Raw genomic sequence first — 22,953 nt, 5'->3', positions numbered from 1 at the left:
GGTGACTATATGAATATTAAAAACATTGCGATTATTGCCCACGTCGATCACGGAAAAACGACGTTAGTGGACCAATTATTACGTCAGGCGGGGACGTTCCGTGAGAATGAGGCAGTTGCTGAACGCGTAATGGATTCAAATGATCTTGAGCGTGAGCGTGGAATTACAATTTTAGCTAAAAATACGGCCATTGATTATAAAGACTACCGAATTAACATTTTAGATACGCCAGGACATGCCGATTTTGCCGGTGAGGTTGAGCGTATTATGAACATGGTTGATGGTGTTTTACTTGTGGTTGATGCTTATGAGGGGACGATGCCACAAACTCGTTTCGTTTTAAAGAAAGCGTTAGAGCAAAAATTAACACCGATTGTTGTTGTCAATAAAATTGACCGTCCAGCAGCTCGTCCAGAAGAAGTTGTAGATGAAGTATTAGAATTATTTATTGAATTAGGTGCTGATGATGATCAATTAGAGTTCCCAGTCGTTTATTGTTCAGCGTTAAATGGGACAGCAAGTTTAAGCTCTAACCCTGCTGATCAAGAAGAAAACATGGAAGCTATTTTTGAATCTATTTTAGAAAATATTCCAGACCCAGGGATGGATCCAAATGGGACATTACAATTCCAACCAGCGTTGTTAGACTATAATGACTATGTAGGACGTATTGGAATCGGGCGTATCGTACGTGGAACAATGAATGTTAATCAAATGGTGTCAATCTGTCGCTTAGACGGAAGTGTGCAACAATTCCGTGTAACGAAATTATTTGGTTTTTTAGGATTAAAACGTGTTGAAATTGAATCGGCACAAGCTGGAGATATCGTAGCTATCGCAGGGTTACCTGATATCAACGTTGGGGAAACTGTATGTGAGATTGGAAAAGAAGAAGCTTTACCTATTTTACACATCGATGAACCAACATTAAAAATGACGTTCTCGACGAATTCATCACCATTCTCAGGACAAGAAGGAAAACATGTAACGGCTTCAAAAATTGATGAACGCTTGTATCGTGAAACACAACGAGATGTTTCGTTAGTAGTTGAGCGTGTCGGAACAAAAGAGGAATGGGTTGTTTCAGGACGTGGGGAACTTCATTTATCAATCTTACTTGAAAATATGCGTCGCGAAGGATTTGAATTAGAAGTTTCAAAACCTGAAGTTATTATTCGTGAAATTGATGGTGTTTTATGTGAACCCTATGAATACGTTCAAATTGAAACGCCAGAGGAACACGTAGGTAGCGTCATTGAGGCGATGGGATACCGTAAAGGTCAATTGCAAAACATGATTCATAATGAAAACGGACAAGTACGTTTAATTTATGATGTGCCATCTCGTGCATTAATCGGATTTATGACAGAATTCTTAACGTTGACTAAAGGATATGGAATTATTAACCATACCTTCTCAGACTACCGTCCGATGGAAAAAGGATCTGTTGGAGAGCGTAAAAATGGTGCGTTAGTCTCAATGGAAAATGGAAAATCGACGAATTATGGATTAATGGGACTTGAAGATCGTGGAATCATGTTCATTGAGCCAGGAGCAGCTGTTTATGAAGGTATGATCGTTGGAGAAAATAATAAAGATTTAGATTTAGCAGTAAATGTTACACGTGCAAAACAATTAACAAACTGCCGTTCAGCGGGGAAAGATAACACGGTTGTCTTGAAAAAACCACGTTTAATTACATTAGAGTATGCATTAGAATATATTAATGAAGATGAATTAGTAGAAATTACACCAACTTCTGTTCGTTTACGTAAGAAAATTTTAGATACAAACGAGCGTAAAAAATTCGATAAACGTAAGCGTAACGCTGAATAAGACAAAAAATCCTAGGACTTTATTCCTAGGATTTTTTTGTATAGAATGACGGGAAATCCAAAAAATAAAAAGGGGGATGGAAGATGTAACGGCAGATTCAAATATTTCTCTTTTTAAGGGGAAGAAAAAAATATATTTTTTAGATAGATATTGACAAAAAATTTATTCTCATTATAATTAAATGTGGTTTATTAAAAGTAAACAAATAGTTTAGAGAGGGATCGAGGTGTTAAGATGATTATAGGAGGGAAAATAAGACGTTTACGAATGGAACTTCAACTGACCCAAGAGGAATTAGCTGATCGTACAGAGCTGACAAAGGGTTATATTTCTCAAGTAGAACGCGACTTGGCTTCCCCATCCATTGCAACGCTGGTTGACATTTTAGAGGCTTTAGGAACAACACTTGGCGAATTTTTTGCCGACGAAAAAAAGGATGAAAAAATTGTATTTCAACAAGAGGACGTTTTTATAAAAGAAGAGCCGGATTACGATATGACCATTCGTTGGATTATTCCTAATGCTCAAAAAAATGAGATGGAACCTATTATTATTGATCTTCAACCAGGCGGAATGTCTTATGATGATGAGCCTCATCACGGTGAAGAGTTTGGGTATGTTTTAGAAGGTGAGGTTGAGTTGGTACTCGGCACAGAACGGTATAAGGTTCGACAAGGTGAAAGTTTTTATTATAAAGCTGATGTGGATCATAAATTAAAGAATAATTCAGATAAATGTGCATCTGTTCTTTGGGTGTCAACCCCACCAACATTTTAGTTTGATTTAAGGAGGAGTTTCGTGTGACAAAAACACCGTTAATTGAAATTAAAAATTTAACGAAAGAATATGATGGGGATATTATCTTAAAGGGGATTGATTTAACCATTCATGAAAATGAGTTTGTAACGTTATTAGGTCCGTCTGGGTGCGGTAAAACAACGTTACTTCGAATTATTGGTGGGTTTGATACACCGACTTCAGGGGAGGTTATCTTTAAAGGAAAAGACTTAATTCAAATACCGTCTTATAAGAGAGAAATAAATACCGTTTTTCAAAAGTATGCGTTATTTCCACATTTAAATGTGTTTGACAATATTGCGTTTGGTTTAAGAATGAAAAATGTTCCAGAAAAGGAAATTACAGAACGTGTAAACCGAATGTTAAAAATGATTAAACTTACAGATTTTGCGAATCGTCGGATCGACTCATTATCTGGAGGACAACAGCAACGTATTGCGATTGCTCGCGCACTTGTTAATCGTCCTAAAGTTTTATTACTTGATGAACCCCTTGGTGCGCTAGATTTAAAGTTACGTCAAGACATGCAATATGAATTAAAAGAGATTCAACGTGAGATGGGAATTACCTTTATCTTCGTTACACATGACCAGGAAGAGGCTTTAACGATGTCAGATACAATTGTCGTATTGAACGATGGGTTAATTCAACAAATTGGGACACCAGTGGATATCTACAATGAACCACGTAATCGCTTTGTGGCTAATTTCATTGGTGAAAGTAATATTGTCAATGCGACAATGATTGAGGACTATAAAGTAGAATTTGAAGGGCATATATTTGAATGTGTTGATCGTGGATATAATCCTAATGAAGCAGTTGAAGTTGTTATTCGTCCGGAAGATTTACAAATTGTTGATAAAGAGAAGGGAGCCTTTACTGGGGTGGTTGATAGTGTCATCTTTAAAGGGGTTCATTATGAAATTATCGTCATGGTAGAGGGTCGAGAATACATTGTCCATAGTACACAAAGTGCTGAAGTTGGATCAGTGGTTGGGATGATGGTTGCACCGGCTGATATTCATGTCATGGAGGTAGGAATTTAATTATGCATGAATCAACAAAACGGTTAAGTTATCCATACATTGTCTGGATTTCTATTATTATCATTATTCCAATGTTATTAATTTTCTTATACAGTGTCATTGATCCAAGCGATGGAAATCCAATGGCTTTTCGCTTTACGATTAATAATTATACGAAATTTTTTAGTCCAATCTATATTTCGACGCTTGTTCGTTCATTATGGATTGCTTTATGGTCAACCCTTGCGTGCTTGTTGTTTGGGTACCCTTTAGCTTGGGTGATTGCTCAATGTCATCCCAAAAGACAATCCTCATTATTATTACTTTTTATTATGCCAATGTGGATTAATATGTTACTCCGTACTTATGCTTGGATTTCAATTCTTGGGAAAAATGGAATCTTAAATAATATTTTGGAGTTCTTTCATTTAGCGCCTGTCGATATTATGTATACTGATTTTGCCATTATTTTAGGAATGGTCTATAACTTTTTACCATTTATGGTATTGCCGATTCATACAGCGATTACAAAAGTGGATAAAAATTTAATTGATGCGGCACGTGATTTAGGGGCGAATAATCGTCAAGTTTTCTCTAAAGTCGTGTTTCCACTAACGCTTCCTGGAATTATTACGGGAATCATTATGGTCTTTTTACCTGCTGTTAGTACGTTTGTGATTCCACAGCTATTAGGTGGAGGGCAATTTATGATGATTGGTAACTTGATTGAAAAGCAATTCTTATTAACAGGAAACTGGTATTTTGGTTCGGCGTTATCGATGATTTTAATGATTTTTATTTTATTGTCGATTTGGTTAATGAAACGATTTGATTCAGACGGTCAAGCAGGGGGTGCACTTCCATGGTAAATAAATGGTTATCACGCTTTTACTTAGCGATTATGTTTTTATTTTTATATGCACCGATTGCTGTTTTGATTGTGTTTTCATTTAATGAATCAAAGTCAAGTGGAAAATGGACGGGATTTTCATTGCAATGGTATGAGGAGTTGCTTCAAGACTCTCAAATGCAAACAGCCCTTTTCTATACTGTGATTGTTGCAGTGTTAGCGACGGCAATTTCAACAATTGTTGGGACCTTTACATCAATCGGAATTTTTAAGTTAACGAAGAAAACAAAAGCTTTTGTTTTAAATATTAACTATTTACCTGTTATTAGTCCGGATATTGTATTGGCCGTTGCGTTAATGATGTTATTTAAAACACTTAAAATGAAGTTTGGATTTACGACGATGTTACTTTCACACATTATGTTCTGTATTCCGTATGTGGTGTTATCTGTTCTCCCACGCCTTTACGCGATGAATCCTAATTTAGCAGAAGCAGCCATGGATTTAGGTGCGACACCGATGCAAGCGATTCGAAAGGTCGTTATTCCTGAAATTTTACCGGGAATTATGGCGGGTGCATTAATGGCATTTACGATGTCGATTGATGATTTTGTCATTAGTTATTTTACAGCAGGTAATGGTGTTACTAATTTATCAATTGAGGTTTATTCAATGGCGAAACGTGGAATTCGTCCGACGGTGAATGCGTTGGCAACTATTATGGTTAGCTTCATTCTTGTCTCGGTTTTAATTTCAAATAATTTATCGATTAAAAAGAAAAGGGAGGTTTAGTCATCTGATGAAAAAAGGATTGATGATGGTAGTCGCCTCACTTGTACTAGTGTTAAGTGCCTGTTCAAAGGATAACCGTGAGAAACTTTACGTGTATAATGTAGGGGAGTATATTGACCCTGAAGTATTAAAGATTTTTGAAGATGAATTTGACTGTAAGGTTGTTTATGAATTGTATGATTCAAATGAGACGATGTATCAAAAAATAAAAGCGGGTGGAACGAATTATGATGTTGCCTTTCCATCTGATTACATGATTGAAAAAATGATTCAAGAGGATTTATTAATTCCATTAGATTATAACTTGATTCCTAATTTTAAATATATTGATGATAAGTATAAGTATCTTCCGTATGATCCAGATAATAAATACTCTGTTCCTTATTTTTGGGGAACAGTGGGGGTTCTCTATGATAAAACAATTGTTGACGGACCAGTCGATTCATGGTCTGTGTTATGGGATGACGCGTATAAAGGAAACCTTTTTATGTATGACAGTCAACGTGACTCGTTAATGGTTGCACTAAAGCTTCTTGGTTATTCGATGAATACGCAAAGTATTGGGGAGTTAGAAGAGGCGAAGCAACTTTTAATTGATCAACGACCGCTCGTGTATGCCTATGTGACCGATCAGGTTATTGATAATATGATTGCTGGAAATGCTGCACTTGCGGTTGTTTACTCGGGAGATGCGACGTATATTATGGATGAAAATGAAGACATGGAGTATGTCATTCCAAAAGAGGGTTCTAATACTTGGGTAGATGCGATGGTTATTCCTAAAACAGCACAAAATGTTGAACTTGCTCACGAGTTTATAAATTTCATGCAACGTCCAGATATTGCGCTTTTAAATACGGAATATGTGATGTATTCAACACCAAATACAGAGACGTTAAAAATGGTGGAAGAGGAAGAGTGGACGCAAAACGACGCCTATAGTCCATCTGAGGAATTATTGGATTCATTACCAATGGAAACATTCCGTGATCCTGGAGAATTTATTAAACAGTACGATGATATATGGACTCAGGTTTTGGCCGCTCCGAATCGAAGATAAATTGCTTCACTAAAAAGTAAATTGTTTTGAACAATCCTAGTCTGTAGATGATACACGTGTCTACATCCTAGGATTTTTTATTTCTACTGTTACTTTTTATGTTTTTTTCACTCGGATTTGTTTATTTTATCTATAAAGGAAGCTTTCTTTCATCAGTTTAAACGTATTTTTCTATTCCATGGGGTATATTTATCGAGATGATTTCAAGTGAAAAATGTCAACGGATTGGGTACCTAGTATTATATAAGGGGAGGTGCTTTGAAGGGGCTCATAACGCCTTCCAAGTATATTTACCTAAAAATAGAAATTTTATGGCGTAGCATTAACGAATGTAGTGCCGAAATAAAGAATGATTAATATAATATCATGTGGCCGATTAGTTAGTCGGTCATATTAATCTAGATTAATTTTAATATTTATAAATGAGGTGAATATATGAATAGCAATTTTGGAAATAATCAAATAAATAGTTTGATTATGATTTCGAATGCCCGCGGAAGCCACCTTTTTGCTAAGTATGGACGTGATGAGTCCCCAGTTTTTAAAATAAAAGCGGTTCAAACTGAATTTGCTAAGCCAAAATTACGTTTAACGGTCATGGAAGTCATTTATCCTAGAGACCTTTATCGTGAATTAGATGCACGTGCAGCTGTTTTAATGGCTATTAAGGACGGGATGGCCGTTGTTAAGGAAACGGACACGATGATTACGTTTATTCCCGAAATGGGACAACGCTCTATTGTAGTTGAAATTCCTGAGGTAGACTGTGAGTGTTGTAAATTGATTGTTGAAAGTCCCGTTTATGTAAAAGGAGATTGTTCACAACCAATTAGAGGTCGAGTTGATGTCGATGGTAACTGTCCGGCACGTAACCTTTTCTATGTCTGTCAAAAACCACGTCATGGGGTATTAGATTTAGATCGCGAGACAGGAGAATGGGTTTACCAATCAAGATGTGAGGATCCTGAAAGAGATACGTTTGAAATTATTGTTTGGAATGTATCAGGTGGATGGGCAACCCAACGTACGGTGATTACTTGTGAGCGACAACCTGAGGTGATTGATGTTAACATTGTGAATACCCCATTAACAATTGTTGCCGAATACCCAATTGATGTGAATGTCGCAACCCTTCCTCCAGTCGTTGTTCGAACAGAAGGAGAGGCGTTAGCCGTCGATGTTGTTGGAATGGCGAGTGTCACCATTGATGGAGCAGTAGAAGTAACAGGAGTAAATGTTGAGTTTCCAGACGTCATGACGGTGACCACAGCGGTTGATGATGCGTTAACTGTAAGCGTAACAGGAGTTCCGAGTGTAACGATTGATGGACCGGTTCAAGTGGCTGGAATTGAAATTAGTGGACTCGAAATTAGCGGATTAGAATTGACCTTCCCAGACGTCATGACGGTGACCACAGCAGAAGACACGCCATTATCAGTAAGTGTCGTGGGGGTTCCAAGTGTAACTGTTGAAGGGGTTGTTGAAGTAACAGGTGTCGATGTTGAGTTCCCAGACGTCATGACGGTGACTACACCGGAGGATGCGCCACTATCAGTAAGTGTCGTAGGGGTTCCAAGTGTAACTGTTGAAGGAGTTGTTGAAGTAACAGGTATCGATGTTGAGTTCCCAGACGTCATGACGGTGACTACACCGGAGGATGCGCCACTATCAGTAAGTGTCGTAGGGGTTCCAACTGTAACGATTGATGGAGTTGTTACAGTAACTGGGGCTGATGTTTACTTACCAGATTTAATGAAAGTAACAACGCCTGAGGGTACTCCATTATCCGTGAGTGTAACAGGAGTTCCAAGTGTGACGATTGACGGATTTGTTTCAGTTGAGTTCCCAGATGTCATGACGGTGACCACAGCGGAAGATGCGCCATTATCAGTAAGTGTGGCAGGTTTACCAAGTGTGACCATTGATGGAGCGGTGACAGTAACAGGTGTCGATGTTGAGTTCCCAGCTGCCATGACGGTAACTACAGCGGAAGATGCGCCATTATCAGTAAGTGTGGCAGGTTTACCAAGTGTGACCATTGATGGAGCGGTGACAGTAACAGGTGTCGATGTTGAGTTCCCAGATGTCATGACGGTGACCACAGCGGAAGATGCGCCATTATCAGTAAGTGTGGCAGGTTTACCAAGTGTGACCATTGATGGAGCGGTGACAGTAACAGGTGTCGATGTTGAGTTCCCAGCTGCCATGACGGTAACTACAGCGGAAGATGCGCCATTATCAGTAAGTGTGGCAGGTTTACCAAGTGTGACCATTGATGGAGCGGTGACAGTAACAGGTGTCGATGTTGAGTTCCCAGCTGCCATGACGGTAACTACAGCGGAAGATGCGCCATTATCAGTAAGTGTGGCAGGTTTACCAAGTGTGACCATTGATGGAGCGGTGACAGTAACAGGTGTCGATGTTGAGTTCCCAGCTGCCATGACGGTAACTACAGCGGAAGACGCGCCATTATCAGTAAGTGTGGCAGGTTTACCAAGTGTGACCATTGATGGAGCGGTGACAGTAACAGGTGTCGATGTTGAGTTCCCAGCTGCCATGACGGTAACTACAGCGGAAGACGCGCCATTATCAGTAAGTGTGGCAGGTTTACCAAGTGTGACCATTGATGGACCAGTAACGATTACAGGATTGGATATTACAATTCCAGAAACTATGATGGTAACCACAGCAGAAGATGCACCATTATCAGTAAGTGTGGCAGGTTTACCAAGTGTAACCATTGATGGACCAGTAACGATTACAGGATTGGATATTACAATTCCAGAAACCATGATGGTAACTACAGCAGAAGATGCGCCATTATCAGTAAGCGTGGCAAGTTTACCAAGTGTAACGCTTGATGGACCGGTAACGGTTACAGGATTAGATATTACAATTCCAGATATTATGACCGTAACCACAGCGGAAAATGCACCGTTATCAGTTAGTGTCACAGGTTTACCAAGTGTAACAATTGATGGACCAGTTAAAATTAGTCCATATGGTTTATATAGTGTATCGACAGATTTACCAGAAATTGCTCCAAACTCAAGTGAGCAAGCTTTATTCGATACAGCACATTCGATTGATCAAACTGTTTTTGTTAAACTTCCAGCTGGGGTAACTGCAACCATTCAACCGATCGTTGTTCCAAAAGGTGAGACAGAAACTTATGCTTTAGGAGACCCAATTGAAAAAACATCAAATTTCGCCTTTACGAATACGACACCTGCATCAAAAGTAGGGGTTCAGGTGGGTAACCCAGGAACAACAGCTCTTACAGGTGCACGTGTAACGGTTGAATCCCATGAACCAATTACACGAGGCTAATTAAGATGCATGAGTAAGGTTAAGAAAAATCTAAAAAAACATCTTTAGGAAGTAGATAAAACTTTCTAACGAGCGTCATGTTAAGGTTTTCGGTTAAGGAAACCTTAACATGGCCTATAGATGATACCAACGGAAATATTGTTTAAATGAAGAACCTATTCTTTCATTGAATTAAAGATAAAAACTACCTGAAGGGTAGTTTTTATTGTGGCCTTAAATTTCTGTAAGGGAAGAGATGACCAAAGATTCCTTGTTGATGGGGAATGCATCATCTATTCGCCAAGAAGATGGTGAGGATAACCGCAAGAAACATCTGGTAAATTCAGTGATTAAGCGCGATTAAGAGGAACAATTTTAAAGGCGTTTCATATGATAAAGGGAAGAAAACACACCCGAAAATGAGGGGAGTTTACCGTGGAGGTGTTAAAATGGAAAATAAACCCTCTGTAAGTTTATGTATGATCGTTAAAAATGAGGAATCCTGCTTGGAAAAATGCTTAGCGAGTATGCAAGATTTGGTGAGCGAAATTATTATTGTCGATACGGGTTCGACCGATGGCACCATTGAAATTGCCCAAAAGTACCATGCTGTGGTGGAAACTTACAAGTGGCAAAATGATTTTTCTAAGGCCCGGAACTATTCGTTGTCTTTGGCAACTCAAGAGTGGATTCTTGTGTTAGATGCCGATGAGTATTTAAGAGAAAGTGATCGTGAATTGTTTCGGAAAGCACTTGAAAAAAAAGACGTCGATAGTTACTATATCAAAACCCTTAGTTTTACACAAAAAAATAATTCTCACAGTTGTGTGATTAATTTAAATCATCGGCTTTTCCGAAGAAGTAAAGGATTTTATTATACAGGGGCGATCCATGAACAGTTAGTGACCAAACAAGTGGTTAACTCACAGTTATCTGAAATAGGATTTTATCACACGGGGTACTTGAGAGAAGTGGTGAGTGCTAAAAATAAACCGTTACGAAATAAGGCGATTTTAGAGGAGTTATTAAAGCAGAATCCAAATAGTCCCTTTCATCAATTTAATTATGCCAATGAGTTAGCCCAACTCCATCAGTATGATGAAGCTGTTGAATTTTATAATAAGGCTTACCGCTCCACAAGTCCTCGCCAAGGCTATATGCCCAAATTAATGATTTTTAGAATCAATACACTTATTGCCAATGGTCAAGAAAGAGAGGCCCTCGCAGCTGCAAATGAAGGGATTAAGATTTATCCAAGGTTTACTTATCTCATGTTTATTAAAGGGACTCTTGAAGAACGCTTAGGATTTACTACGAAAGCTATTCGAAGTTATGAAGCTTGTTTGACCCTTGGAAAACCAGAGGCACAATTTGAGTTCTCTAGTGCTTCAGAGGGATTATGGCCGCACTTAAAACTGGCCACTCTCTATGAACGGTATGGGGATTATGAAATGGCCATTGATCATTATAAAAAATATTTAATGATTGATTCGAGTCAGTATAAAATCTTATACTCCATTGCATCGTGTTTAAATAGGATGGGGATAACGGGTGAAACTTTGGCTCATCAGCTAGAGGCCTACCTTCCGCAAGTTCAAACGAGTTATCAAGTCTTATTAATTGATTTGTTAATGAAACAAAAGTGTTTCGAAGTTGCGAATGGTTACCTAAAGAAAAGTCGTCCGCTAGAAAAAAGCTCGCAATTAGTTTATTTGTATGGGAAAAATCAATTTTACCTGGGAAACTATGAGGAGAGTGATCAATATTTTAAAAAATATATGGCATTAGATTGCTTTAATACGGTCGAACGTTACTATTATTTAATGTATTTATTTACGGGTCACTTAGATTATAGCGTGGAAACTCTCCCATATGCTCCGGTTTATCACGAAATTGATAATCGTCTTCAGGGGAGAGGGAGTGAATCCTTTGGGGCTGAGGAATTTAAAACGATCACATATCTGATTGAAGAATTGCTACTCCTTTCTCAGATGGAGTGGATTTTGCGAATAGAGCAAGTGATTAATCCGATGTTGTCATTAAGTCAACGGTTAGAACTTGCTCAAATTTATTCGAAATATCAAGCTCATGATCAAGTTCAGGCGCAGTTAATGACTTACTTCGCCCAAGGAGGAGAGCCGAATTTACAAGTGATTCAACTCCTTGATCGTTGGCAACGAAAATAAAAGGTAGAAGGGCGTTATTTCAAGAGATGCCAAAAAATAGATAATGGATGAGAGGATTGGCAAATCTCAACAAATGGGATCATCCTTTTTCTGACTTCCCCTTTGATCAATCAGTTGTGTAAAAAAGGAATCTGCTATAGGATTGATCAATCAGTTGTGTAAAAAAGGAATCTGCTATAGGATTGATCATGATAGATGAGGAATTTGGATGGGGCCTCCCCCTAAGAGACAGAAGCAATGAGATGACTGATTTGTCTCTTGTCATTAGTTAAAGGTGTTTTATAAGAGCTTTTCTTAATGAAAGGATGAGAAGTGATCAAATGTAATTAGTTAAAGAATGTTAAACCATTCAAGACAAGAGACGCCATTTTGAAAATGATTTACTAATTTAAAAGGTTCCCCTTTTACGGCCTCTTATGATAAAATAGAAGAAATAAGAGACTTTTTAGGGGGATGGCGTCATGAATGAGCATTCAAAGGTGTTAGAGATTATACCATCGTATTTATTAGACCTCGTCTATTTTTTAGAGTTATTAGCGGGTCCACCATCGGTATTGACAACAGACGAAGATGAAGTATGTTTACATTATTTTGAGGACTGTTTAAGCGATTATGCGAAAGAGGAGATTAAGCGTATTCAGAAAGTTTTGCCTAAAAATAAAACGGTATCTGAACTTGTTCTTCCGCTGATTTTAGCTGATCAAGATTTTGAGAATTTTCAAATGACGGAGTTATTAGAAGGGCATCGCTATTTAATTTCTTCTTATAAAAAATCACCTGATTATGCGAAGGCGCCAAAAGCCTATAAAAAATTTGTGGCTAAGGATGCCCAGGAGTTACTAGGGGCTCTTATGATGATTGTGGCTGAGCTAGAGCGCGTTAATTTTAAACGTTTTTGGCTTGAAAAGCGCCTGCCACAAATTAATGATAAAATACGAACGTATGAGCAAGGAACGGATGTCATGGCACTGCTTGATAAAGTCAATGCGGAATTTCATACGCCTTTTTTATCAGGGCAACGCATTTATTTGTTAAGTTTTAATGTCAATTCATTTGTGGTGAAAGTCGGGGATGTTGTGGTTGGGTCGTTACGTCTTGATCAATCGGCCTTTATCCATTCCCTACTTGAGTGTTGGATGAATCCAGTCATGGTAGAACCTGTGCTAAAACCATTGCTAAGAAGGTTGAGAAAAAATAAAGAGCTTGCGAAACAATATAAATTAGTAAAATCAATCCATCGGACGTTGGACGGGTATGTCGCTTATAGTTTAAAAGTAGCCTTTAGTGCATATCTTGCTGAAAAATTTGGTGCGTTAGAAGAACCACTTACTTATTTAACGCATAAAAGTCAGCGGGCCCTCCTATATTATGATTGGATGACGTTATATCCAAAAGAAACTTCGCAGGCATTAGAGGATTATTTTGTATCGGTGGTGACGGCCATTGAATTAAGTGAGGAAAAGAGGCGATAGGATGCCATCCCCAATTATTCATTTGGATGTATTAGTAAAGCTTTGCCGCTTAATGAATCGGCCACTTTCATCTGCTCTGGTGCTTGGTGTGATTAGTCCGGATGCGATTCATAGACGTTTGAAACAAACATGGGCGGATAAGGCGAAAACGCATTTTTATGAAGAGACAAGCGTGAGTTATGAGTATGCATTGCAGGAGGCCCGCCAACTGCTTCAAGATTCGCCCGCTGATTTCTTAATGGGTTATTTGATTCATTTGTACACGGACTATGTATGGCGTGATCAGGTTTATGCCCCTTATTTTCATGCGTATAAAGATCAGATGCCAAAGTCACTGCTGTATGAACATTATTATCATGATATGGATCAGTTGGATCGACGTGTTTTATCTCAAGCAACGTGGATTGATGAAATTCGTCAACGGTTTATGGAAATCGATTCTGCCGAATGGGCGATGCCATTATTGACTTCACAGGAGCTAATGGGTTGGAAGGATAAGGTTTTAACCCAGGATTTAGTCAATCAACGAGACCTAGAAGCGCTCGATGTGCTTTCTTTGAATGACGTTCATCGTGTTTGCGAGGATCTTTTAGACCAATTAGTTACCTTTTTTGAAAAAACCTAAGTATCCCGCTTAGGTTTTTTTCTTGCATAAAGGGATGGTGCATGATAAACTAATTTCATCAAATTTTGTTGATAAAAAAAGTCAAATGTCGGTGGAGGATAGATGCTTGAAACATTATGATGTGATCGTGATAGGTGGCGGACCCGCTGGATTATTTACCGCTATTGAATGTGCTAAAAAAGGTCAGCGAATTGCCCTTTTAGAAAAAAATAAATCATGTGGTCGAAAACTGTTGATGGCCGGTGCTGGGAAATGTAATATTACACAAGCAGGAGATATGGCTCATTTTTTAACATGTTATGGTGAGAACGCCCGTTTTTTAAAGCAGGCGCTCCTCGCTTTTTCTAATGAGGAGTTGCTCTCCTTCTTTAGAAAAAGAGGATTAGAATTTGTGACGACGGACAAGGGAAAGGTTTTTCCAAAATCATTGAAATCGCAAGATGTGCTCCGTGTCTTGCTTTCTGAATGTGAGCGACGAGGGATTGAGATTCTTTATGAGCAAGCTGTCGAAGAGGTGTTAAAGAACGATGAGACTTTTATGGTGAGGACTTCAAAGGAGTGCTTTGAGAGTCGCGTCGTCGTTGTGGCAACGGGTGGGCTTAGTTATCCGCATACCGGTTCAACGGGAGATGGTTATGTCTTCGCGAAGCGATTTGGCCATAAAATCATTCCAACGAAACCGGCGTTAACGCCACTTAAAGTCAAGAATTATGAATGGTCTGATTTGTCAGGAACGTCGTTTGAAGCGTTATCATACACGCATTGGCGTGGAGGTAAGAAGTTAGGAGCTTATCAAGGGGACTTCTTATTGACGCATTCAGGGGTCTCAGGACCAGGCATTATTAATTACTCGCGTTATATGCAAGCGGGGGATGTGATTAAGTGTAACTTTGTTGGAGCCGATTCAATTGAGTTGTTTAGAAGCAAATTAACGAAACGATTAAGTGAAGGAAAGAAGACACTCGTAAAAACCGTGGTACGTGACCTTCCATTAACGAAGCGTTTTGCGGATAAAGTTCTTGAATTATGTGGAATAGGCGAAGAGCTGAAGTGTGCGGAGTTAACGAAAGCAACGCGACAAAAGTTATTGACAACACTCACCGAATATGAGATGGAAGTTAAGGAACTCGGTGGGTACCATGTGGCAATGGTGACAACGGGAGGGGTATCCCTTAAAGAAATTAAGCCAAAAACGATGGAGTCGAAAAAGATTAGCAATTTATACTTTGTCGGGGAAGTGCTAGATATTGACGGTGACACTGGTGGATATAATATTCAGGCAGCGATGTCGATGGCCTATTTGGCGGCAAAGGCCATTAGTGAACAGTAAACACCCTAAGTTCGGTGAGATAGCATTGACAGAACAAAAGGGGATAGCTATACTTAAAGATAAGTTTTAAAAAGTTTCTTATATCATAGATTAGCTAAAAGGTAGAATAATAGTGATGTTGATATAGAGATGGAGAAATTTGTCGTTTAAAAGGAGTTACCAATATGAAAAAAACTCATTCCATTAAAACCGTGGTTGCGATTGGGATTGGCGCGGCAATTTTTGTTGTGCTTTCTCGATTTGCATCCATCCCTTCAGGAATTCCAAATACAAGTTTAGAAACAGCTTATGCTGTTTTAGCATTGATTGCGGTGCTTTATGGTCCCCTTGCTGGTTTTGCGACGGGATTCATCGGCCATTTTTTAAAGGATGTTCTTATTTTTGGGTCCCCTTGGTTCAGTTGGATTATCGCCTCAGCGATGATTGGCCTAGTTCTTGGATTGGCATCCCGTTTGCTCAAAATTGAGGATGGTTATTTTGGGTTAAAAGAGCTAATCCTTTTTAATGGGGCGCAAATTATGGCTAATATTGTTGGGTGGTTTTTAGTCGCCCCAACGCTTGATGTACTTATTTATGCTGAACCTTTGGATAAAGTTTATCTACAAGGGATGGTAGCCGGATGTGCGAATATGATAACGGTTGGAATTTTAGGTTCGCTTTTAGTGAATGCTTATGCGAAGACGCGGGTAAAAAAGGGAAGTCTAACGATGGAAGATTAGCCATCAGTACAAAGTGATTCATTCTTCAAGAAAGGATCACTTTTTTTATGTTAAAAGGTTAAATCGTGATTAAAGGAGGAAGCATTTGGCCATGATGATAGTTATCATGGTTTTTTAAAATCCATGTTTCACGCATTTAAAGAACAAAATTATGTGTTATTCGACAAAGGTGTGTTATAATATGAAGGTTGACGCTAATTAAACGGGCGTTCTTTTTGATTTAGTGTATCGTTTATTCTTTTATGGTAAAAATCTATGGTTTATAGAGATGTTAAATGTAGTTGTTAGAGTCGAGAGAAAGGATGGGACGGATGAAAAAACCGATGATTGAATTTGAAAATTTTAGCTTTCAGTACCATGTCCAATCATGTCCAACCCTTAAGCATATTCAGTTAACGATTTATGAAGGTGAAAAAGTCCTGATCGTTGGGCCATCGGGATCAGGAAAAAGTACGTTGGCTCATTGCATTAATGGGTTAATTCCTCATGTATACCGTGGAGAAACAACGGGATCTTTTAAAATTAAAGGACAAAATGCCCTTACGCAATCCATTTTTGAACGATCAATGGTTGTGGGAACGGTATTACAAAATCCAGATGACCAATTTATTGGGTTGACAGTCGGAGAAGATATTGCGTTTAAATTAGAAAATTTAAACGTCAATAAGAAACAAATGGAGCAAATGGTTCAACAAGTTGCTGAGCTTGTCGATGTAGATACTCAATTGTCAGCCTCTCCTCATGAACTTTCAGGAGGACAAAAGCAACGGGTGACGCTTGCTGGTGTGATGGTCGATGACATTGATATTTTATTATTTGATGAGCCGTTAGCGAGTCTAGATCCAGCAACTGGAGTGAAAACGATGGCCCTTATTGAGGAAATCCACCAACGAACAAATAAGACCATTGTCATGATTGAGCACCGGTTAGAAGATGTTCTTTCGCAGAAGGTTGATCGTATTATTGTGATGAATCATGGGGAAATTGTAGGAGATTTAACGCCTAATCAATTATTGGCTTCTCCTTTGCTTCAAGAGGTGATGATTCGAGAACCGCTTTATATAAGTGCGCTAAAAGAAGCAGGGTGTGAGATTCATGAATCGATGAATCCACAGTCTCTATCCACCATGGATTTAACGGGATGTATCGATCGATTAAAAGATTGGTTTGAAACAACAACAGCACCGATTGGGCGAGAGCATTCTGACGTTATTTTATCTTTTAATGAGGTAAGTTTTGGCTATTCACCGACCCATCAGGTGCTAAATCAAGTCTCATTTGAAATTCACCGTGGGGAAATGGTCAGTTTGGTTGGGCGAAATGGAGCAGGGAAATCGACCCTTTCTAAACTTATTAGTGGGTTCTACCAACCATCATCCGGTCACATTTGGTTTAAGGGCGAAGATTTAACCCAGGCGACGATTAAAGAACGTGCAAGTAAAATTGGTCTGGTGATGCAAAACCCTGGACAAATGATTTCAAAAACCATGGTTTTTGATGAGGTGGCATTTGGACTTGTCGCAAGAGGCGTTGATCAGGAGGAAATCAAGCGTCGAGTTTATGAGACATTAAAAATTTGTGGGTTGTATCCTTTCCGCAATTGGCCGATTTCCGCTTTGAGTTTCGGACAAAAGAAGCGGGTTAGTATTGCTGCAATTCTAGTCTTAAATCCAGATATTTTAATTTTGGATGAACCAACTGCTGGGCAAGACTTAAAGCATTACACTGAAATCATGGAATTTTTAAAAACGCTCAATGAGCGTGGAATGACGATTTTAATGATTACACATGATATGCATCTGATGCTTGAATATACAACCCGTGCGCTTGTGATGGCTGAGGGACGTTTAATTGGTGATGCACCCACTTATCAGGTGATGAGTGATCCGGCGTTAATAGAGGCGGCTCATTTAAAACAAACCTCTCTTTATGAATTGGCTAACGCGACTGGTGTCGATCCAGAAGCCTTTATTTATAAATTTATTACCCATGAGAAAGGAGGGAGATAAGCTTGAGTCCAAAATTACTCGCTTATATTGAGAAAGACTCGTGGATTCATCGGTTGACGGGAAGTACGAAACTCCTTTGTTTTCTAATGTGGTCGATGACAGCGATGTTAAGTTACGATACGCGTGTGTTAATGGTCATGCTTTTTTTAAGCTATTTAATGTTTAAGATTTCAAGAATCGATTTTAAAGAGATTGCCTTTGTGTTTTACTTTATTTTAGCTTTTTTAGTGATTAATAATCTAGCCGTTTTTTTGTTCTCTCCTTATGAGGGGGTTCATATTTATCATACCCGACATGATCTGGTAAAACTAATCGGACCGTATACGCTGACGTGGGAACAGTTGTTTTATCAGTTCAATATGACCTTAAAGTACTTAACAATTATTCCAATTGGGTTGATTTTTTTAGCAACGACGCATCCAAGCGAGTTTGCGGCTTCCCTCAATAAGATTGGAGTGAGTTACAAAATTGCGTATTCCGTTGCGATTGCTATGCGTTATATTCCAGATATTCAACGGGATTTTATTGAGATTTCACAGGCCCAGCAAGCACGCGGGATTGATTTATCACGAAATGAAAAATTATTAAAGCGTCTTAAAAATATGGGAGCTATTTTAATGCCTCTTGTGTTAACAAGCCTTGATCGAATAGAAACGATTAGTTACGCCATGGAGTTACGTTCATTTGGAAAGTATAAAAAACGGACGTTTTATAGTGAACGCCCGTTTCGAAAACAGGATGGATTTGCCCTTTTAGGAATGGGGGGGCTGATGATTCTCTTTTTATGGATTACGTTTTCTAATGGTTCACGTTTTTATAATCCATTTCTTTAGGTTGATCTATTCAAGTCATGTTGTCCTCCGCTTAGAAGGGGGACTAATTTTTATAAAATACTAAAAACCACTCCCGCAGACGAGTGGTTTTTAGTATTTTATAAAGATATAACGAGTCGGTTAAATGAACGCGTTAAAACGCCTTCTTCTTCTACCTTAGAATTTCTTATACTTTTGGGAGGACGCCATTCTTCTTCCAATTATAGAAGACGCTGATTTGAAAAGTGGGGGCGTCTTTTACCTTCTCTAAAAATGTTGCTGCTTCTTCATCGGCCGTGTAAATGGCTTTGACGCTAGGATAAAGCTTAAGCACTTGATCGTAACGGTAAGTGTTGTCACATATCGTATGCGGTCCAGCGTGCCATCGAATGAGCATGATTTCTTCAATTGTGAGTCGAATATATTGCTGGGCTATCATGACGCTTTTTTCACCGTGTCCAAGCGGTAGTTCGTCGATATACTCGTAAGTAAAATAACATTCACGCTCTCCCTTTTGATTAGTTTTAAGCTTGAGTGTCGGATGAAAGACGTTAACCTTACATAGATCATGGAGATAGCCGGCTAAATAGATGGTTTCACGTGAAAGTCCGAGATGAAACATCTCATTTTTTTGTAGTAATAATTCTACTACGTTATGACAGTGAATGGAAAGTCCATGGGGATAGTTACCGTGTCCTTTGACACTCGCTGGTGCCGTAAAATAATCACTTTCTTGGGTTAAAAAATGGATCAGTTCGTATATTCCCTCTCGATTCACTTGATGAAGGCGACCTAAGATAGTTTGTTTAATGCTCATAAAATCGATACTCCTTTCTTCATATGTTTTTAAAATATGGGACAAACGCTTCGAAACTTAAGGTGCAAATGTTGACAAAAAATACACTCATCAGTAAACTATATATAAACCATATAAACAGAAGTGCTTTCTACATTTCATATGGCAACTGAAAGATTCGATATAGAGGATGTGCAAGACAAAGGATGGTCTAGCTAAATCGTTTACAAGGTAAACAGGTTTAGATTCCTTTTTTAAACGTCTCTCACTCTTAATTCATATTCCATTGTCTGATAAAGGAAGCGTAGATTGGTAGGAAAGGTTTAGAACCTTAGGAGGAGGAAAGTGATGAAATCAGATCAAAGGAAAGGAAATCCATGGGCGTTATTGCCACTTGGTCTCTTTTTAATTTTATTCATTGGAAGCGGAATCATGACAGGAGATTTCTACTCGATGCCCGTTCTTGTAGCATTTTTATTCTCGTCAATTGCCGCGTTCGTCATGAATCGTCAACAGTCGTTTCATGAAAAGGTAGGTATATTTTGTAAGGGTGCTGGCCAAGAAAGTATTATGATGATGGTCATGATTTTTTTATTGGCGGGCGCATTTTCCGGTGTGGCCAAAGCGATGGGGGGCGTTGATGCGACTGTACAATTAAGCTTATCGTTGCTTCCACCTCATTTAGTGGTGGTTGGACTATTCATTATTGCAGGATTTATCTCCGTTTCTATGGGAACATCGGTTGGAACGATCACGGCTTTAACGCCTGTTGGACTTGGTGTTGCGCAGGCAACGGGAATTGATGTTGCACTTGTCGTTGGAGCCATCGTCGGTGGTGGAATGTTTGGAGATAATTTATCTATTATTTCAGATACGACAATTGCGGCGGTGAGAACGCAAGGGTGTGAATTAAGAGATAAGTTTAAAGTTAACTTTTTAATTGTTTTACCCGCTGCGATTTTAGCCCTGATTATTTTACTGGCGTTAACCTCACAGTATGAGGTTACGCTGGATGCTGTGTATCAAATTGAGTGGTTAAAGGTTGTTCCATATTTATGTATTTTAGTTGGGGCTTTAATGGGAATCAATGTCTTTATTTTACTTGGAAGCGGAGTGGCCCTCGCAGGGGTGATTGGATTTATGACACATGCCTTGACGTTACAACAATTCATTGACGCTATTTCACAGGGAATGGCGGGGATGCAGGAGTTAGCCTTACTTTGTTTAGTTGTAGGTGGTGTGTTAGAACTCATTAAACATCATGGTGGAATTGATTATTTATTGTATTTGATCAAATCACGCGTTCGCTCTAAAAAAGGAGCAGAATTTGGTATTGCAACGCTCGTGAGTGTGATGGATTTAGCAACAGCGAATAATACGATTGCCATTGTCATGGCAGGACCATTGGCAAAGGAAATTGCTGAGGAGTATGAAATTGATCCGCGTCGTAGTGCAAGCTTACTTGATATTTTTTCATCGTGTTGGCAAGGGCTTATTCCGTATGGAGCGCAAATTTTAGGGGCGGCAGGTCTTGCAGCTATTTCTCCGATGGAAATTGTAAAATATGTTCATTATCCAATGCTAATGGGTGTATTCGGAATTTTGGCGATTATTTTCGGATTTCCAAAATTAAAAAAATAAAGCGTTTAAGGGCAGTATCGCGTATACTGTCCTTTTTTGGTAACCGAGCCGTTGAAATAAGTGGGAAAATGCGCCTATTTAACGCATATTTACCTGATGAATACACATATACTGTTAAAAAGAAAGGGGGATAGAGAGGATGAGACGAACTCGATTGGTTGAAAATCGGGAAGTCTTTTTGGCCTATGTGTTAGCAAGATATAATTTTTCAACAATTGAAGGGTTATATCATCGATTTCCACTTGTTTGGCAACGCCGGGATAAGTATAAGTATTATCGTCATGTGTGTTTGGAAAGGCCATTGTTAAAGGAAGAATATAAAGTGAAGTTTGCCTATTGCTTGTTTGAAGCAGCAAACGACGATCAGACTATTTTCAATGCGTTATTTGATGAATTATATAAACAAAATCCGCGTTTTTATAAAGAGATAAAAAACAAGCTTGGAAAGCATCCTGTGCTAAAGGAAGTAGAGCTTAAAAAATTTATCTATCAAGAAAAACCTGATGAACAGGAGTTTTTAATTTATTTGTCTGTGCTTGATTTTTTTCTAGAAAAACAGGGGGTCAACTACGAGGTAAAAAACACGTTTAATACATTAAAAAAGAGTGTATTAGAAAAGGAACAAATCTTTTTTGAGTTCGAGGAAGAAAGTTATTTTTACTTGAAAAATCAATTGGTCAAATCCAACTCGCTCTTCTCAAAGCGAATTAAAAGCTTTTGTCGCGGATACTCTGACTATTTAGGGAAAAATGTGGTTGATTTTTTGAATGCCAAACTGGAGTCGTTTTTCCAATCAGCTGAATCTCATAAAGTGATTCAATGGTTAAAAGATTTAGGGTTATGGACACAGAAGATGGATTATCGCTTAACACAAGCAGACGTTTATCAGTTGGTGGCATTGCTACTTTGCACGGATGAAGATGAGGAGTATGGAACGGATGAGGAGCAGACGGTACGGTTAGGTGAATTTGTATTACCGATGCCTATTTTCGTCGCTTTTGAACAATCGTTATATGAATTATTACCGTACTTTGTCCTAAGTAATATTATGCAAAAAAATCGGGAGTTTTTTTTACAGTCCTGCCATACGAAGGATCCATCTATTTCTAAACAATTAGAAAAAGAGGTGAACCGCCTTAAACACGAATTAACACGGGTAAAAGAGATGAATACCGATTTAAAATCTTTATTAGGTAAGCAAAAAGACGCTTTGGAAAAAGCTAATAAAACAAAAATGAAGGAATTAGAATCGACGCTCATAACAACCTTAAAAGAAAAGGAGCGTCTGGAACAGGAGTTAATCAGTTTACAGGGAGAATATGCAACACTCAAGCTATCCATAAAGGAAGGGTCTCCATCGGTGAATCACATGACGGAGATTGTTGTGGATGAGGCGCTCGACATTGAGAAAATAAATTGCCCTGAGGTGATGATTGTCGGGGGCGCAACTCCAACGGTTCAAAAATTAAAAAAGATTCTTCCAAATTGTAAGTATTTTGAGGTTGATAAACGATATAATGATCAATATTTTAATGGCGTAAAATTAGCCATTTTGTTAACAAATATTTTAAATCATGGAATGACGCGAAAGCTAGATAAACATTGTCCTCAGATCAAGAAAAAATCGTTGAGTATGACAAATGTTGATCTTATTGTCAAAGAGATTGCGAAACAATTAGAAGATATTTAATGA

General features: G+C 38.6%; 17 protein-coding genes. 16 read left to right on the top strand and 1 reads right to left on the bottom strand.

The window, feature by feature from the left end; all coding sequences use genetic code 11:
• Positions 1-9: 9 nt before the first annotated feature.
• The 14 genes from typA to AACH31_RS05865 all read left to right on the top strand — a co-directional run bounded on the left by typA (position 10) and on the right by AACH31_RS05865 (position 18,844).
• A complete protein-coding gene (typA, locus tag AACH31_RS05930; protein WP_161832701.1) occupies positions 10-1,836 on the top strand; it encodes a translational GTPase TypA in 1,827 nt (608 codons plus the stop codon).
• Positions 1,837-2,070: 234 nt separating this feature from the next.
• Positions 2,071-2,613 carry a helix-turn-helix domain-containing protein gene (locus AACH31_RS05925; RefSeq protein ID WP_338507385.1) on the top strand — a complete coding sequence of 181 codons (543 nt, stop codon included), beginning with the start codon at positions 2,071-2,073 and terminating at the stop codon, positions 2,611-2,613.
• 23 nt (positions 2,614-2,636) lie between these two features.
• Entirely contained in the window at positions 2,637-3,680 is a 1,044-nt protein-coding gene (gene potA / locus AACH31_RS05920; RefSeq protein ID WP_161832703.1) for a spermidine/putrescine ABC transporter ATP-binding protein, read from the top strand.
• Between the two features lie 2 nt (positions 3,681-3,682).
• Positions 3,683-4,528, top strand: coding sequence for an ABC transporter permease (locus tag AACH31_RS05915; RefSeq protein WP_161832704.1), 846 nt, complete (start codon positions 3,683-3,685; stop codon positions 4,526-4,528).
• Positions 4,522-5,301: an ABC transporter permease gene (locus tag AACH31_RS05910; protein WP_338507388.1), complete on the top strand. Its 780-nt coding sequence runs from the start codon at positions 4,522-4,524 to the stop codon at positions 5,299-5,301. The genes AACH31_RS05915 and AACH31_RS05910 overlap by 7 nt, the downstream gene beginning before the upstream one ends.
• A gap of 7 nt (positions 5,302-5,308) precedes the next feature.
• The gene (locus AACH31_RS05905; protein ID WP_338617179.1) at positions 5,309-6,361 is read left to right on the top strand and encodes an ABC transporter substrate-binding protein; all 1,053 of its coding nucleotides are present in this window, start codon (positions 5,309-5,311) and stop codon (positions 6,359-6,361) included.
• Between the two features lie 435 nt (positions 6,362-6,796).
• Positions 6,797-9,691, top strand: a complete 2,895-nt coding sequence (locus AACH31_RS05900; protein WP_338617177.1) for a hypothetical protein — start codon at positions 6,797-6,799, stop codon at positions 9,689-9,691.
• A 428-nt stretch (positions 9,692-10,119) separates the two neighbouring features.
• Positions 10,120-11,856 carry a TPR domain-containing glycosyltransferase gene (locus AACH31_RS05895; RefSeq protein WP_161832493.1) on the top strand — a complete coding sequence of 579 codons (1,737 nt, stop codon included), beginning with the start codon at positions 10,120-10,122 and terminating at the stop codon, positions 11,854-11,856.
• A 461-nt stretch (positions 11,857-12,317) separates the two neighbouring features.
• Complete coding sequence (locus AACH31_RS05890; protein ID WP_338617175.1) at positions 12,318-13,328, top strand: hypothetical protein; 1,011 nt, start codon at positions 12,318-12,320, stop codon at positions 13,326-13,328.
• 1 nt (position 13,329) lies between these two features.
• Positions 13,330-13,953: a zinc dependent phospholipase C family protein gene (locus AACH31_RS05885; RefSeq protein WP_161832491.1), complete on the top strand. Its 624-nt coding sequence runs from the start codon at positions 13,330-13,332 to the stop codon at positions 13,951-13,953.
• A gap of 106 nt (positions 13,954-14,059) precedes the next feature.
• Entirely contained in the window at positions 14,060-15,283 is a 1,224-nt protein-coding gene (locus tag AACH31_RS05880) for an NAD(P)/FAD-dependent oxidoreductase (RefSeq protein ID WP_262953935.1), read from the top strand.
• 164 nt (positions 15,284-15,447) lie between these two features.
• Positions 15,448-16,002 (top strand): ECF-type riboflavin transporter substrate-binding protein, encoded by a 555-nt coding sequence (locus AACH31_RS05875; RefSeq protein WP_262953934.1) that lies wholly within the window; start codon positions 15,448-15,450, stop codon positions 16,000-16,002.
• A gap of 311 nt (positions 16,003-16,313) precedes the next feature.
• Entirely contained in the window at positions 16,314-18,011 is a 1,698-nt protein-coding gene (locus AACH31_RS05870; protein ID WP_338617174.1) for an ABC transporter ATP-binding protein, read from the top strand.
• 2 nt (positions 18,012-18,013) lie between these two features.
• Positions 18,014-18,844, top strand: a complete 831-nt coding sequence (locus tag AACH31_RS05865) for an energy-coupling factor transporter transmembrane component T family protein (protein ID WP_262953957.1) — start codon at positions 18,014-18,016, stop codon at positions 18,842-18,844.
• A 166-nt stretch (positions 18,845-19,010) separates the two neighbouring features.
• On the opposite strand, the gene AACH31_RS05860 is transcribed toward AACH31_RS05865, so the two are convergent.
• A complete protein-coding gene (locus AACH31_RS05860; protein WP_338617172.1) occupies positions 19,011-19,640 on the bottom strand; it encodes an HD domain-containing protein in 630 nt (209 codons plus the stop codon).
• A gap of 327 nt (positions 19,641-19,967) precedes the next feature.
• Here AACH31_RS05860 and AACH31_RS05855 point away from each other — a divergent pair, with 327 nt between their 5' ends.
• Both AACH31_RS05855 and AACH31_RS05850 read left to right on the top strand, forming a co-directional pair.
• Positions 19,968-21,260, top strand: coding sequence for a Na+/H+ antiporter NhaC family protein (locus tag AACH31_RS05855; protein WP_161832485.1), 1,293 nt, complete (start codon positions 19,968-19,970; stop codon positions 21,258-21,260).
• A 139-nt stretch (positions 21,261-21,399) separates the two neighbouring features.
• Positions 21,400-22,950 (top strand): hypothetical protein, encoded by a 1,551-nt coding sequence (locus AACH31_RS05850; RefSeq protein ID WP_161832484.1) that lies wholly within the window; start codon positions 21,400-21,402, stop codon positions 22,948-22,950.
• Positions 22,951-22,953: the final 3 nt, after the last annotated feature.

Source organism: Turicibacter faecis (assembly GCF_037076425.1).
Taxonomy (GTDB): Bacteria; Bacillota_I; Bacilli_A; order MOL361; family Turicibacteraceae; genus Turicibacter; species Turicibacter faecis.
This window is presented reverse-complemented; position numbering and strand designations above follow the sequence as displayed.